Source organism: Thioclava dalianensis (genome assembly GCF_000715505.1).
Taxonomy (GTDB): Bacteria; Pseudomonadota; Alphaproteobacteria; order Rhodobacterales; family Rhodobacteraceae; genus Thioclava; species Thioclava dalianensis.
On sequence record NZ_JHEH01000038.1, the window covers coordinates 1 to 14022 of the forward strand.

Below are 14022 nucleotides of genomic sequence, written 5' to 3' on the forward strand. Positions count from 1 at the left end.
CTTCCAGCGCTGACTTCTGCAACAACGCCCACATCCTCCCTCGCAATCTGTCTCAACCGATCGGCTATGACGCAGGTGAGAAGGCCTTCCGGGCATGGCGCGCCACCCTCGGCGAGCGTGCGCAGCCCTACGTGTTGCATGGTCTGCGCAAGCTGGCAATCGTGCGGCTTGCAGAGGCAGGCTGCAGCGACGCGCAGATCCAAGCGATCACGAACCAATCGCCGCAGATGGTGGCCTACTATCGGAAGCGCGCGAGCAGGAAGATCATGTCGAAGGCAGCGCACAAGCTGGCGGAACGAACAAAGCACGAATCGCGATAGTGGGAACGCGATTGGGAACGCTTACCGCTTACCGCAAGCGCTATAATCTGAAATGGTCGGGAAAATTCAATGTTTTCAAACTGGTGCCCGAGGCGAGACTCGAACTCGCACGACTTGCGTCGGCGGATTTTGAATCCGCTGCGTCTACCATTCCGCCACTCGGGCCCAGTTCGCATCCTCTAGCGCGAGCGCGCGCGCATGACAAGCGTCTCGATCACAGGTTTCGCGCCGAATTTACAAACCCTCCTCCGCGCCGCCCGATCTGACAGAGCACGTCACGCTTAGATGCCTCGCCCTGCCCCAAGCGCTTGACCTTGCACGCAGAGGCAGGCACGAAGCATAAGCGATACCAAAGAGAGGCCATGCGCAGATGATCCGGCGTATCTATGACTGGACAATGGCCAAGGCGAGCCATCCCAACGCAATGTGGTTTCTTGCAGCAGTCGCCTTTATCGAGGCCTCGGTCTTTCCGATCCCTCCAGATGTGCTGATGATCCCGATGATCTTGGCCACCCCGTGGCGGGCTTGGAAGATCGCGCTGGTCGCAACACTCGCATCCGTGGCGGGCGGATGTCTGGGCTATCTGATCGGCTATGGCTTCATGGATGCGATTGGCACGCCGATCCTGCAATTCTATGGCAAGGCCGATAGCTTCAATGAATTAGCCCATAGATTCAACGAAATGGGTGGCTGGGCCGTGCTGGTCGCCGGGGTCACGCCTTTCCCCTATAAGGTGATCACGATCTTTTCGGGTGCGACGCATCTCTCACCACCGCTATTCCTTGGCGTGTCGGTGCTGGCACGCGCCTTGCGCTTTTTCCTGGTCGCAGCCCTTTTGTGGAAATTCGGCGCACCGATCAAAATCTTCATCGAGCGCTGGCTCGGTTTGTTATTCACCCTGTTCGTCGTGCTCCTGATCGGCGGCTTTTACGCATTGAAATTCATCGGATGACCCAAACTCTGACGCCCCGCTTTCTGATCGCCCTTGCAACTGCAGGCTCAGCGCTCGTTCTGGCCAGCGCCTTCGTGTTTCAGGCCCTCGGCTATGCGCCCTGCCATCTGTGCCTGCTGCAACGCTGGCCCCATGCCGCGGCCATCGCAATTGGCCTTGTGATCCTTGCGCTGCGCCTGCCCGGCTGGAGCGGGCTTGCGGGGATGATCGCGGCCCTCACCACGATGGGTCTCGGGATCTACCATTCGGGCGTCGAGCGTCACATCTTCGCAGGCCCGTCCGATTGCACCTCGAGCGCGGTCGACAGCTCGCTCTCGGCGGCCGATCTGATGGCGCAGATCAATTCCGCGCCGCTGGTGCGCTGCGACGAGATTCCGTGGGAAATGTTTGGCGTCACCATGGCCAATCTCAACGTGATCGCCTCGGCGGTGCTCGCGGTGATCTGGCTGATGGCCTATCTCAAGTCGCGCCCCGCCCTCTGATCGGCATCCGATCGCGTAGCACCCCCGCAAATATACGCCCAATTGAGCGGCGTGCCCGCTGCGGGTGGCCTTCGCGATTGCGCCCGCCGCTTGGGGGGACTATAAACTGTTACAACAATATCTAGAGCATCGAGGCGCGCGTGACCGACACTCCTGAACCGCCGGAAACCGACGAAAACGAGCCCCAGCGGCCGAGCTATCTGGGCCCGACCGTCTCCATCGCGGATGAGATGAAGACCGCCTATCTCGATTACGCGATGAGCGTGATCGTGAGCCGCGCGATTCCCGACCTGCGCGACGGGCTCAAACCGGTGCATCGGCGCATCCTCTACGCGATGCATGAGACCGGCAACACGCATGACAAGTCCTATCGCAAATCGGCCCGTCCGGTGGGCGATGTGATGGGTCAGTATCACCCGCATGGCGACGCCGCGATCTACGACGCGCTGGTGCGGATGGCACAGCCCTTCTCGATGTCGCTGCCGCTTCTCGACGGTCAGGGCAATTTCGGCTCGATGGATGGCGATAACGCGGCTGCGATGCGCTATACCGAAGTGCGCATGGACAAGCCTGCGGCCGCGCTTCTGGCCGATATCGAAAAAGACACGGTCGATTTTCAGGACAACTACGACGGCAAGCAGCAAGAACCGACGGTTCTGCCCGCGCGCTATCCCAATATGCTGGTCAATGGCGCAGGCGGTATCGCCGTCGGTATGGCCACCAATATCCCGCCCCATAACCTTGGTGAAGTGGTCGATGCGACCCTCGCGATGATCGACAATCCCGACATCTCGGACGAAGCGCTGATGGAATTCGTGCCCGCCCCCGATTTCCCGACGGGCGCCCAGATCATGGGCCGTGGCGGCGCGCGCAAAGCCTATCTCGAAGGGCGTGGCTCGGTCATCATCCGCGCCAAGACCCGGATCGAAGAGGTCCGCAAGGACCGCTATGCCATCGTGCTCGACGAGATCCCCTATCAGGTCAACAAGGCCACGATGATCGAGAAGATCGCCGAGCTGGTGCGCGACAAGCGCCTTGAAGGCATCTCCAACATCGCCGATGAATCCGACCGCGTTGGCGTGCGCGTCGTGATCGAGCTGAAGCGCGACGCGACACCCGATGTCGTGCTCAACCAGCTTTACCGCTTCACGCCAATGCAAACCTCGTTTGGCTGCAACATGCTGGCGCTCAACGGCGGCAAGCCCGAGCAGCTGACCCTGCGGCTTTTCCTGAGCCATTTCATCACCTTCCGCGAAGAAGTTGTGGCGCGCCGCACGGCCTATGAGCTGCGCAAGGCACGCGAGCGCAGCCATGTGCTCTGCGGTCTCGCCGTCGCGGTCACCAATGTCGATGAGGTCGTGGCCACCATCCGTTCCTCCGCCGATGCGGCAGAGGCGCGTGAGCGTCTGATGACCCGGCCTTGGCCCGCCCATGACATCGTCGAATATCTCAAGCTGATCGATGATCCGCTGCATCCGGTCAATGAGGACGGCACCTATAACCTGTCCGAGACTCAGGCCCGCGCGATCCTCGATCTGCGCCTGCAACGCCTGACCCAGATCGGCGTCAAGGAAGTCACCGATGAGTTGGCCGAACTGGCCGGCAAGATCCGCGACTACCTCGCTATCCTCGCCTCGCGCGAGCGGATCATGGCGATCATCTCGGAAGAACTGCGCGAGGTGCGTGCGCAATTCGCCGTGCCGCGCCGGACCGAGATCATCGACTGGGCCGGTGATATGGATGACGAAGACCTCATCGAGCGTGAGGACATGGTCGTCACCATCACTCAAGGCGGCTATATCAAGCGCACGCCGCTGGCCGATTTCCGCGCCCAGAAGCGCGGCGGCAAAGGTCTATCGGGCGGCGCGCTCAAGGATGATGACACCGTCACCACCCTGTTTGTCGCCAACACCCATACGCCGCTTTTGTTCTTCACGACCGAAGGCATGGTCTACAAGATGAAATGCTGGCAGCTGCCGCTGGGTTCGCGTCAGTCCAAAGGCAAGGCCATCGTCAACATCTTGCCGATCCCGACAGGTGTGTCGATCGCAGCCATCATGCCGGTCGACCGCCCCGAAGAGGATTGGGACGATCTGCAGATCTTCTTTGCGACCTCTGCGGGCACCGTGCGCCGCAACCGCCTGTCGGATTTCACCAACGTCATGCGCAACGGCAAGATCGCGATGAAATTCGAGGACGAGGGCGTGCGGCTGATCAATGCGCGCATCTGCTCTGAGGACGATGACGTCATGCTGATCACCGCGGGCGGGCGCGCGATCCGCTTTGCCGTGCCGGATGTGCGGGTGTTCAACTCGCGCAATTCCGTGGGCGTGCGCGGCATCCGTCTGAAAGAGGGCGACGAGGTCGTCTCGATGTCGGTGATCCGCCACTTCGAGGCCAGCTCCGAGGAGCGCGCCGCCTATCTCAAACAGCGTCGCCTGATGGCGGGCCTCACCGAAGAGGAAGAGCCCGACGAGGAGGAAGAGGCCGTGGCCGAGGGGCAGCTCTCCCCCGAGCGTTACGCCGAAATGTCGGCGGCCGAGGATCTGATCCTGACGATCACCGCGAAGGGCTCGGGCAAGATCAGCTCCAGCCATGACTACCCGCTGCGCGGGCGTGGCGGCCAAGGCGTCACCGCCATCGACAAAGCGATGCGCGGCGGCATGCTCGTGGCCTCCTTCCCCGTCGAGCTGAGCGATCAGATCATGCTGGCCACCTCGACCGGCCAGTCGATCCGCTGCCCGGTGCAAGATATTTCCTTCCGCTCGCGCTCTGCGGGTGGCGTGCGTGTGTTCAACACCGCCAAGGGAGAAGAAGTCGTCTCTGTCGCGCGAATTGCCGATCAGGGCGATGAAGAAGAAGCCGAACTCGTAGAAGCTGCAGCTGAAAATGCAGGCGAGTCCGGTCCGGCTGAGGGCGATACTCCGACAGAAGAGTAAGCCCAGGGGTCAAACATGGCCGCATCGGGGATGCGGCTTTTCACAGGCAAGGAAACGAGCAATGAAACACTACATGATCGGACTGGCCGCCGCATTGGCGGTCGCAACCGCAGGCGCTGCTGGTGCCGCCGAAGTCAGCGGGGCCAATGTCGGCGTCAGCTATTCGGGTCTCACCGGATCGTCCAATGATGCGACCAAACTGACGGCCAATGGCTCGATGGAAGTCGCCTTCTCGCCCGCATTCAGCGTGCAGGGCGATATGGCCTACAACCATTTCGGCGACACGGGCTGGGATGGCAGCATGTTCGGGCTGCACGGCATCTATCACCCGATGATGGGCACCTCGCTGGGCGCCTTTGTCGGCCGCGACCGGGTAGATGGCAGCAATCTCAACTTCTACGGCCTTGAAGCCGGGCGTGATATGGGCCTCATGAATGTCCAAGGCTATATCTGGCATACCAATTCGGACGATGACGGCACAGCCGTGGGTCTTTCGGGCGATTACGCGCTGAGCAACCAGTTCTCGGTCGGTGGGCGCCTCGATGTCTTCAACGGCCCGAGCTCTGCCGATTTCAACCGGATCGGCGTGACCGGCACCTACAAGATGACCTCGGGCTATAGCGTCTATGGCGAAGTCGGCCGACTGGACGCCGACAACGCGGATGCCGAAGGCTATCTCGGCCTCGGCGTGCGTGCGACCTTCGGTCCGGGCACCGGCACGAGCTTCGCTCAGCGCGGCCTTCTGGACATGCTTCCGGGCCTCTGAGCCCCTCTTATCGTAACCCTTGAACGGGCGCGCGGATTGCACGCGCGCCCGTTCGCTTGTAACAGGCAGAGCATGACACAGGAACTTCACATCGTCGGCGGCGGAATGGCCGGATCGGAAGCGGCGTGGCAGGCCGCGAATGCGGGCATCCGCGTGGTGCTCCACGAGATGCGCCCAAAGGTGGAAACCTTTGCCCACCAGACCGGGAATTTCGCGGAGATGGTCTGCTCGAACTCCTTCCGCTCGGATGACGACGCGCAAAACGCGGTCGGTCAGCTGCACTGGGAGATGGGAGCCGCAGACGGTCTGATCATGCAGACCGCCCGCGAGCATCGCTTGCCCGCAGGTGGTGCGCTGGCCGTGGACCGCGAGGCATTCGCGCAAGCCGTGACCGAGAAACTGCGCGCGCATGAGAATATTTCCTTTGTATCCGAAGAGATTACAGAGCTTCCCTCAAGTGGCCACTGGATCTTTGCGACTGGTCCGCTGACCTCGCAATCCCTAGGCGATGCCTTGCGCGAAGCCTCGGGTCAGGACCGGCTCGCCTTTTTTGATGCAATCGCCCCCATCGTCTATGCCGACACGATCGACATGGATATCGCGTGGCGCCAGTCGCGCTATGACAAGGGCGAGACCGAGGACGAGCGCACCGCCTATATCAACTGTCCGATGACGAAGGACCAGTATGAGGCGTTCATCGATGCCCTTCTGGCGGCCGAGAAAACCGAATTCCACGCGGGCGAAACCGCCGGGTATTTCGACGGATGTCTGCCGATTGAAGTGATGGCCGAGCGCGGGCGCGAAACGCTGCGCCACGGCCCAATGAAGCCCGTGGGTCTCACCAATGAGCACGATCCGCAGGTCAAGGCTTATGCCGTCGTGCAGCTGCGCCGCGACAATGCTCTGGGGACGCTCTACAATATCGTGGGCTTCCAGACCAAGATGAAATATGGCGCGCAAGCCGATGTTTTCCGGATGATTCCCGGCCTGCAGGACGCGAAATTCGCGCGTCTCGGCGGGATCCATCGCAACACGTTCCTCAATTCGCCGACGCTGCTTGATGCGCAGATGCGCCTCAAATCGCACCCGCATCTGCGCTTTGCGGGCCAGATCACCGGGGTCGAGGGCTATGTGGAAAGCGCCGCGATGGGGCTGCTGGCCGGGCGTATGGCCGCAGCTGAGTTGCAGGGGCGCGAATTGCCACCCCCGGGCCCGGACACCGCGATGGGCGCGCTGATCACCCACATCACGGGCGGTGCCGAGGCCAAGACCTTCCAGCCGATGAATGTCAATTTCGGGCTCTTCCCGCCGATTGACGCCAAGGGCGGAAGACGGGGCCGCAAGGACCGTTACAAAGCCTATACGGATCGCGCCAAAGAGACCTTTAATCAATGGCTTGCGGATCAAAGCTAAGATGATCACCCGGTTCGCGCCATCGCCCACCGGACCGCTGCATCTTGGCCATGCCTATAGCGCGATCCTCGCGCATGACATGGCGAAGAAGGCCGGTGGGCAATTCCTTCTGCGGATCGAGGATATCGATCAAAGCCGGTCGCGCCGCCAATGGGAAGACCAGATCTACCGGGATCTCGACTGGCTCGGTTTGGACTGGGAGCGCCCTGTCATGCGCCAATCCGAGCGCTTGCAGCTCTACCGTAACGCTCTTGAGACGCTTTGGGAGCGCGATCTTCTATTCGCCTGCAATTGCACCCGCCGCGACATTGAGGCTGCGGTCTCAGCGCCGCAGGAAGGTGCCTCTTACGGGCCGGACGGGCTGATCTATCCCGGAACCTGCCGGATCTCCGGGGCGCGCTCTCCCGGCGCGCCGATGCCAGACACTGCGCTGCGCCTGAATATGGAACGCGCCGCAACCGATTGTCATTTCGATGAATTGGGTGCCCTGCATGCAGGCCCGCACGAGGTCACGCGCACCGCCCTGATCGAGTCGGTCGGCGACGTGGTGCTGGCGCGGCGCGATATGGGATGCTCCTATCACCTAGCGGTCGTGCTCGATGATGCGGAACAGGGCATCACGCATGTGACCCGTGGTGCGGATCTGTTCGAGGCCACGCAGATCCATGTCCTGCTTCAGAAACTGCTTCAACTTCCCACGCCAACCTATTGGCATCACGATCTAATCAGAGACTCTGAGGGCAAGCGTCTGGCAAAGCGCGACGATGCCCGCGCGCTGTCGACCTACCGCGATGCCGGCGTGAGCCCCGCCGATATCCGACGCATGCTTGACGTGCCGCTGGCCTAGTCTTCGACCGGGCGCAGGATCTCGACCTCATCGCCATCGCGCAACGCGGTGTAAAAACACGAGCGGCGATTTGTATGGCAGGCCGGGCCTTTCTGATCGACCAAGAGCAGCAAACAATCGCGATCGCAATCGATCCGCATCTCGCGCAGATGCTGCAGATGGCCCGAGGTTTCGCCCTTTGCCCAAAGTGCTTTTCTGGACCTTGACCAATAGGTTACATGACCATCTTCAAGTGTCTTCATGATGCTTTGCGCGTTCATCCACGCCATCATCAGCACCTCGCCGGTGTGAAAATCCTGCGCAATCGCGGGGATCAGCCCATTGGCGTCATAGGTCAGGCTTTCGGGATCAAATGGCATCTGCACTTTCCTTCCGGGGTCTGTGCCCCTATCTACCCCGGACCGGAGGAAGGGAAAACCCATGAGCGACGCCGATCTGATCAAGCTCTACTCGCAGCGCATTCTGGCCCTTGCCGCCGATATGCCGGGCACTGAGCCGCTCGCGGCCCCCGACGCCACCTTTCGCAAGCGCGCGCCGCTCTGCGGCTCGACCGTCGAGGTCGCGATCACGCAGCGCGATGGCGTGGTCACAGGCTATAGCCAATCCGTGCATGCCTGTGCGCTTGGGCAGGCCTCGGCTGCGATCTTCGGTGCCGCCGTGGTGGGCTGCGATCATGTTCAAATCGCACGGCTGCGCGACGAGTTGGCCGCGATGCTCAAAGGCGGGCCCGTCCCGCAAGCTCCTTTCGGGGAGTATGAAGTTCTGACCGCAGCGCGGGAGTATCCCAATCGCCACGGCTCGATCCTGCTGGCCCCCGACGCGACGCTGGCCGCCCTCCAGTCGCTTGGGGTGCACTGAAGCCCCCATGCCGCCTGTTCGGCCTCTCCAAACATTTGCGCAAGAAAAAGCCGCCGCCCCTCGCTAAGAGAGACGGCGGCGAGTGCGCGCTTTCCAACAGGCAAAACCTTGGGACAGGCAACCGCAATGTTTGGGACAGGAGCGGCACAGCAGAAAGCGCGAGGCAGTAGCAGTCAGAGGCAACAGCCGGTGAGGTTAAAAAAGGCCCGGCAAATAGAGCGCGAAGACGAAGCTCACGCAGAGCGCGACTCCACCGATCGCATCGAGCAAAAGCGTCGAGTGATTTCTTTCAAACACAGCTTTGATTTCTTGGGCCATTTTCGTCTCCCTCACCTCTGTTGCTGCTTTGTTCTCATATTCTTCACGCCCTGTAAAGAACTTTTTGAGAACATTTGAGAACATACAGGAGAACGAAGGAGGTTTAACCTATATTTTTCAAGCGGATCGCCTGATCTTGCCCCATCAACCAAAGAAGTTCGCGCGCGGCTTTTCCACGGGCGCTTGCGAGCTCGGGATCGTCCAGAAGTAGCTTGCGCGCGTCGCTTTGCGCCACAGCCAGAAGGCCCGCCTGCCGCTCCAGATCCGCGATTCTGAAGCGTGGCAAGCCCGATTGCGCCGTGCCGATCACATCGCCTGCCCCGCGCATGGCCAGGTCTTCTTCGGCGATGCGAAAGCCGTCCTCGCTCTCGCGCAGAATACGCAGCCGACGCTCTCCCGTCTCGCTTAGCGGGGCTTGATAAATCATCAGGCAGGTCGAGGCCGCAGAGCCCCGCCCGACGCGCCCGCGCAACTGATGAAGCTGGGCCAACCCAAAGCTCTCGGCCCGCTCGATCACCATGATCGACGCGTTGGGCACGTTCACGCCGACCTCGATCACCGTCGTCGCGACCAGAACGGCGCGGCGACCGGCCACGAAATCGGCCATCGCGGCATCCTTTTCCGCGGGCGGCATCTGGCCGTGCACGAGCCCCACGACATCGTCGCCCAGCTCGGCGCGCAGCTGGCGAAAGCGGTCCTCGGCAGAGATCAGATCGACGCGCTCGCTTTCCTCGACCAGCGGGCACACCCAATAGGCCTGCCGCCCCTCTGCGACCGCGCGCTTGAGATGGGCCACCACCTCGCTCAGCCGCTCCGAGGCAACGAGCGCCGTGGTCACCGGTTGCCGTCCGGGGGGCTTCTCGTCGAGCAGGCTGACATCCATGTCGCCGTATTGCGCCAGCGCCAGCGAACGCGGGATCGGCGTGGCGGTCATGACCAGCACATCGACCGCCTGCCCCTTGGCGCCCAGCTCCATGCGCTGCGCCACACCGAAACGGTGCTGCTCGTCGATCACCGACAGACGCAGATCGTGAAACTGCACATCCTTTTGAAAAACCGCATGCGTGCCCACGAGAATGCCGATGCGTCCGGCGGCCAGATCGGTAAGCTTTGCCGCCCGTTCCGCCCCCTTGTCGCGACCGGTCAGCAGATCAAGCCGCACCCCTGCCGCCTGAGCAAGCGGGGCCAATCCCTCAAGATGCTGACGGGCCAGAATCTCGGTGGGCGCCATCATCACGCCCTGACCGCCCGCCTCGACCGCCGCCAACAGCGCCATGAACGCCACCAAGGTCTTCCCAGAGCCCACATCGCCTTGCAAAAGCCGGTTCATTCGGCGCGTCGAGGCGAGATCCGCCGAGATCTCGGAAATCGCGCGAGTCTGAGCGCCGGTCGGACGATAGGGAAGCGATTTCAAAACCTTATCCGACATCACCCCCGTCGCGACCGTCGCGCGTCCGGGCTTGCGCCGAGCCTGCCTGCGCGCAAGTGCGAGGGTCAATTGATGGGCAAAAAGTTCGTCATAGGCCAACCGCGCGCGCGCCGGGCTGGTGCCCATCACATCGCTCAGCCCCTCGGGCGCATGGGCGGCAGAGAGCGCCGCGTGCCAGTCCGGCCAGCCCTCGCGCGCCTTGAGCGGCCCGTCGATCCACTCCCCGAGCGCGGGCGCGAGCGTCAGCGCCGAGCGCACCGCCTTCGTCATCACCTTCTGGCTGATCCCCGCGGTGAGCGGGTAAATCGGCTCGAAACGGGCGATATCATCGGCCTGCTCTGGCGGCACGATATGGTCGGGATGCACGATCTGGGCCACGCCATCATAGATCTCGAGCTTGCCCGAGACGATCCTCGATGCGCCCACAGGCATCTGCTTGGCCAGCCAGTCGCCGCGCGCGTGGAAGAACACCAGCACGACCTCGATCTGCCCGTCATGGCAAAACACCCGGTCGGGGCGCCCACGCCCGGAGGCCGGCGCGTGCCGATCGATGCGCAGCTCCACGCTCACCACCGTCCCCGAGGCAATGCCCTGCACGCTGGGCACGGGGCGACGATCAATCACCGAGTGGGGCAGCGTGAAAAGCAGATCGCGCGGGACAGCAATGCCCAAGGGTTCAAAGGACTTGGCCGTCTTCTCTCCGATCCCCGCCAAGGTCTCGAGCCCGGCAAAGAGCGGAAAAAGCGATTCCGGCCGCCCGCTCATGCGCCGCCCGAAAGCGAGATCCAGCCGTCTTCATCGATCACCCGCACCCCGAGATCCGCGGCCTTTTTGGCCTTCGATCCCGCGCCGGGACCGGCCACGAGCAGATCGGTCTTGGCGCTCACCGAGCCTGCGACCTTCGCGCCAAGGCTTTCAGCGCGCGCCTTGGCCTCGGCCCGCGTCATCCGCTCTAGCGTGCCTGTGAAAACGATGGTCAGGCCGGAAACCGGGCTGTCAGAGGTCGGCGCTGCAGCGGCTTCGACCTCGAGATGCGCGACGAGCCGGTCAATCGAGGCCCGCTCTGCCTCTTGATGGAAGGTCGCCACGACCGAGGCCGCAAGCGTCGCGCCCACGCCGTCGATCGACATCAGATCCTCCCACGCAGCGCCCTGCCCGATATCGGCCTGCGACATCGCCGCCTCGAACGCCTCCCAAGTGCCGAAATGGGTCGCCAGAAGGCCCGCGCTTTGTTCGCCGACATGCCGGATGCCGAGCGCGAAAATCAGCTTTTGCAAAGGGATATGGCGTTTTTCGTCAATCGCATCAAAGAGGTTTCGCGCCGATTTTTCGCCCCAGCCCTCCCGGTTTTTAAGCTGTTTCATGCCCTCGCCGAAGCGCGCGCGCAGCGTGAAAATCTCGGCGGGCTCGGTGATCCAACCATCCGCGTAGAAGGCCTCGATCTGCTTGGCCCCCAGCCCCTCGATATCGAACGCGGCGCGCGACACGAAATGCTTGAGCTTTTCCACCGCCTGCGCGGGACAGATCAGGCCGCCCGAGCACCGCCGCACCGCATCTCCTGCCTCGCGGATCGCGTCCGAGCCGCAGCGCGGACATTGCGTGGGAAACGCGTAGCGCACCGCATCATCCGGGCGCTGGGTCAGATCGACATCGGCGATCTTGGGAATGACATCGCCCGCGCGGTAGACCTGCACCAGATCGCCCACGCGAATATCCTTGCCGCCGCGGATCTCGGCCCCTTGGCTGTCACGGCCCGCGATGTAATCCTCGTTATGAAGTGTGGCGCTGGAGACCACGACGCCACCCACCGTGACCGGGGTCAGCCGCGCCACGGGAGAGAGCGCCCCGGTGCGCCCGACCTGAATTTCAATCGCCTCAAGCCGCGTCCAGGCCAGCTCGGCGGGGAATTTATGCGCGATTGCCCAGCGCGGCGTGGTCGAACGAAAGCCCAGCCGCCGCTGCAGCGCCAGATCGTCGAGCTTGTAGACGACACCGTCGATATCATAGCCCAGATCGGCGCGCTGCGCCTCGATCTGGTGGTAATGCGCGAGCATCTCCTCGGGCCCATCACAGCGGAGCGTCAAAGGGTTGGTCGAAAAACCAAGCGCAGAGAGCAGTTCAATCGCGCCGATCTGGGTCTCGGCCAGCGGCTCTGAGCTCACCCCCCAGGCATAGGCGAAGAAGCGCAAAGGGCGCGCGGCTGTGATTTTGGGATCCAACTGGCGTAGCGAGCCTGCGGCGGCATTGCGCGGATTGGCAAAGCGCTTATCACCGGCCGCCTCGGCCCGCGCGTTGAGCGCCGCGAAATCGGCGTGGCTCATATAGACTTCGCCGCGCACTTCGAGCACCTCGGGCGCGCCAGTGATCTCTTGGGGGATATCGTCAATCGTCCGGGCATTTTCAGTGACGTTCTCGCCCACGCTTCCGTCACCGCGCGTTGCGGCATAGATCAGCCGCCCCTGCTCATAGCGCAGCGACAGCGACAGCCCGTCGATCTTAGGCTCAGCCGTATAGGCCAGCGGCGCATCTGCCGCGAGGCCCAGAAAGCTGCGCACGCCGCTGTCGAACTCGGTGATATCCGCATCCTCAAAGGCATTGGCGAGGCTCATCATCCGCTGAGCATGGGTGATCTTGCCGAACCCGTCGGCCAATTGACCGCCCACCGACTCGCTCGGGCTGTCTTTGGCTTTCAGCTCAGGGAAGCGCGCCTCAATTGCCAGCAAGCGGCGCTTGAGCGCGTCATACTCCGAATCGCTCAGCTCCGGGTCATCTTGCGTGTGATAGGCGGTATTGGCCGCCCGGATACGCGCAACAAGCTCGGGCAATTCCGCCTCGGCCTGTGCCTTGGTCAAGTTGTCGATCCCGATGACGGACTGGTCGGACATGAGAACCCCCTCGTTACGCCCCATGGTTTAGGGCGACGCCGGGGAGCCGTAAAGAGCGCAGGAACACCTCACGCCAATGCGCCGGGATCAGGCGCCCATCGCGACCGAACGTTCCATCTCACCGGGATCGGGATCGCGCAGCACATAGCCCCGGCCCCAGACGGTCTCGATATAATTTTCGCCGATCGTCGCATCGGAGAGTTTCTTGCACAACTTGCAGATGAATACGTCGATGATCTTCAACTCGGGCTCGTCCATGCCGCCATAGAGATGATTGAGAAACATTTCCTTGGTCAGCGTCGTGCCTTTGCGCAGGCTCAACAGCTCGAACATCTGGTATTCCTTGCCGGTCAGATGCACAGGCTTTCCATCCACCTCAACGGTCTTGGCATCCAGATTGACCGAGACTTTGCCGGTGCGAATGATCGACTGTGCATGCCCTTTCGAGCGCCGGATGATCGCGTGAATGCGTGCCACCAGCTCTTCGCGGTGGAACGGCTTGGTCATGTAGTCATCCGCCCCCGATCCAAACCCTTTGATCTTGTTTTCGGTATCGTCAGAGCCTGTCAGGATGAGGATTGGCGTCTCGATCCGCGACAATCGCAACTGACGCAGCACTTCATGCCCGTTCATGTCCGGCAGATTCAGATCCAGCAAGATCAGGTCGTAATCATACAGCTTGGCAAGATCGATTCCCTCTTCGCCCAGATCGGTACAATAGACGTTGAGGTTGGCATGCGTCAGCATCAACTCAATGCTGCGCGACGTTGTCGGGTCGTCTTCAACCAACAAAATCCGCATCTTGGGTTCTCC

At 62.2% G+C, this 14022-nt stretch carries 13 protein-coding genes and 1 tRNA gene; 8 read left to right on the forward strand and 6 right to left on the reverse strand.

The window, feature by feature from the left end; all coding sequences use genetic code 11:
- Positions 1 to 320, forward strand: a 320-nt coding sequence (locus DL1_RS21840) for a site-specific integrase (RefSeq protein ID WP_038068902.1), incomplete at its 5' end; no start/stop codon positions are given.
- A gap of 81 nt (positions 321 to 401) precedes the next feature.
- On the opposite strand, the gene DL1_RS17935 is transcribed toward DL1_RS21840, so the two are convergent.
- Positions 402 to 485, reverse strand: a tRNA-Leu gene (locus tag DL1_RS17935).
- Positions 486 to 690: 205 nt separating this feature from the next.
- On the opposite strand from DL1_RS17935, the gene DL1_RS17940 reads away from it, so the two are divergent.
- The 6 genes from DL1_RS17940 to gluQRS all read left to right on the forward strand — a co-directional run bounded on the left by DL1_RS17940 (position 691) and on the right by gluQRS (position 7719).
- On the forward strand, positions 691 to 1272 hold the full coding sequence (locus tag DL1_RS17940; protein WP_038068904.1) for a YqaA family protein: 582 nt from the start codon (positions 691 to 693) through the stop codon (positions 1270 to 1272).
- On the forward strand, positions 1269 to 1754 hold the full coding sequence (locus DL1_RS17945; RefSeq protein ID WP_038068905.1) for a disulfide bond formation protein B: 486 nt from the start codon (positions 1269 to 1271) through the stop codon (positions 1752 to 1754). The genes DL1_RS17940 and DL1_RS17945 overlap by 4 nt, the downstream gene beginning before the upstream one ends.
- A gap of 140 nt (positions 1755 to 1894) precedes the next feature.
- Positions 1895 to 4693, forward strand: a complete 2799-nt coding sequence (gene gyrA, locus DL1_RS17950; RefSeq protein ID WP_038068906.1) for a DNA gyrase subunit A — start codon at positions 1895 to 1897, stop codon at positions 4691 to 4693.
- A 61-nt stretch (positions 4694 to 4754) separates the two neighbouring features.
- On the forward strand, positions 4755 to 5459 hold the full coding sequence (locus DL1_RS17955; RefSeq protein ID WP_038068907.1) for a hypothetical protein: 705 nt from the start codon (positions 4755 to 4757) through the stop codon (positions 5457 to 5459).
- A 72-nt stretch (positions 5460 to 5531) separates the two neighbouring features.
- Positions 5532 to 6872 (forward strand): methylenetetrahydrofolate--tRNA-(uracil(54)-C(5))-methyltransferase (FADH(2)-oxidizing) TrmFO, encoded by a 1341-nt coding sequence (gene trmFO, locus DL1_RS17960; protein WP_038068909.1) that lies wholly within the window; start codon positions 5532 to 5534, stop codon positions 6870 to 6872.
- Between the two features lies 1 nt (position 6873).
- Positions 6874 to 7719 (forward strand): tRNA glutamyl-Q(34) synthetase GluQRS, encoded by an 846-nt coding sequence (gluQRS, locus tag DL1_RS17965; protein ID WP_038068910.1) that lies wholly within the window; start codon positions 6874 to 6876, stop codon positions 7717 to 7719.
- Here gluQRS and hisI read toward each other — a convergent pair.
- Positions 7716 to 8078 carry a phosphoribosyl-AMP cyclohydrolase gene (hisI, locus tag DL1_RS17970; protein ID WP_038068911.1) on the reverse strand — a complete coding sequence of 121 codons (363 nt, stop codon included), beginning with the start codon at positions 8076 to 8078 and terminating at the stop codon, positions 7716 to 7718. The genes gluQRS and hisI overlap by 4 nt on opposite strands.
- A 61-nt stretch (positions 8079 to 8139) precedes the next feature.
- Between hisI and DL1_RS17975 the strand changes: the two genes are divergently transcribed.
- Complete coding sequence (locus DL1_RS17975) at positions 8140 to 8577, forward strand: iron-sulfur cluster assembly scaffold protein (protein ID WP_038068914.1); 438 nt, start codon at positions 8140 to 8142, stop codon at positions 8575 to 8577.
- 195 nt (positions 8578 to 8772) lie between these two features.
- Here the strand turns inward: DL1_RS17975 and DL1_RS22265 are convergent, their stop codons facing one another.
- The 4 genes from DL1_RS22265 to ctrA form a co-directional block, all read right to left on the reverse strand.
- Positions 8773 to 8895, reverse strand: coding sequence for a hypothetical protein (locus DL1_RS22265; protein ID WP_281244635.1), 123 nt, complete (start codon positions 8893 to 8895; stop codon positions 8773 to 8775).
- Positions 8896 to 8998: 103 nt separating this feature from the next.
- Entirely contained in the window at positions 8999 to 11089 is a 2091-nt protein-coding gene (gene recG / locus DL1_RS17980; protein ID WP_038068917.1) for an ATP-dependent DNA helicase RecG, read from the reverse strand.
- On the reverse strand, positions 11086 to 13209 hold the full coding sequence (gene ligA / locus DL1_RS17985; protein ID WP_038068920.1) for an NAD-dependent DNA ligase LigA: 2124 nt from the start codon (positions 13207 to 13209) through the stop codon (positions 11086 to 11088). The genes recG and ligA overlap by 4 nt, the downstream gene beginning before the upstream one ends.
- Positions 13210 to 13296: 87 nt before the next feature.
- Positions 13297 to 14010 (reverse strand): response regulator transcription factor CtrA, encoded by a 714-nt coding sequence (gene ctrA / locus DL1_RS17990; RefSeq protein WP_038068922.1) that lies wholly within the window; start codon positions 14008 to 14010, stop codon positions 13297 to 13299.
- Positions 14011 to 14022 lie beyond the last annotated feature (12 nt).

What these genes read in the sequence shown, in the direction of transcription:
- DL1_RS17945 (WP_038068905.1), top strand. Translation starts at nt 1,269, where the DNA reads ATGACCCAAACTCTGACGCCCCGCTTTCTGATCGCCCTTGCAACTGCA.
- ctrA (WP_038068922.1), bottom strand. Translation starts at nt 14,010, where the DNA reads ATGCGGATTTTGTTGGTTGAAGACGACCCGACAACGTCGCGCAGCATT.
- gluQRS (WP_038068910.1), top strand. Translation starts at nt 6,874, where the DNA reads ATGATCACCCGGTTCGCGCCATCGCCCACCGGACCGCTGCATCTTGGC.
- DL1_RS17940 (WP_038068904.1), top strand. Translation starts at nt 691, where the DNA reads ATGATCCGGCGTATCTATGACTGGACAATGGCCAAGGCGAGCCATCCC.
- trmFO (WP_038068909.1), top strand. Translation starts at nt 5,532, where the DNA reads ATGACACAGGAACTTCACATCGTCGGCGGCGGAATGGCCGGATCGGAA.
- hisI (WP_038068911.1), bottom strand. Translation starts at nt 8,078, where the DNA reads ATGCCATTTGATCCCGAAAGCCTGACCTATGACGCCAATGGGCTGATC.
- ligA (WP_038068920.1), bottom strand. Translation starts at nt 13,209, where the DNA reads ATGTCCGACCAGTCCGTCATCGGGATCGACAACTTGACCAAGGCACAG.
- recG (WP_038068917.1), bottom strand. Translation starts at nt 11,089, where the DNA reads ATGAGCGGGCGGCCGGAATCGCTTTTTCCGCTCTTTGCCGGGCTCGAG.
- DL1_RS17975 (WP_038068914.1), top strand. Translation starts at nt 8,140, where the DNA reads ATGAGCGACGCCGATCTGATCAAGCTCTACTCGCAGCGCATTCTGGCC.
- DL1_RS22265 (WP_281244635.1), bottom strand. Translation starts at nt 8,895, where the DNA reads ATGGCCCAAGAAATCAAAGCTGTGTTTGAAAGAAATCACTCGACGCTT.
- DL1_RS17955 (WP_038068907.1), top strand. Translation starts at nt 4,755, where the DNA reads ATGAAACACTACATGATCGGACTGGCCGCCGCATTGGCGGTCGCAACC.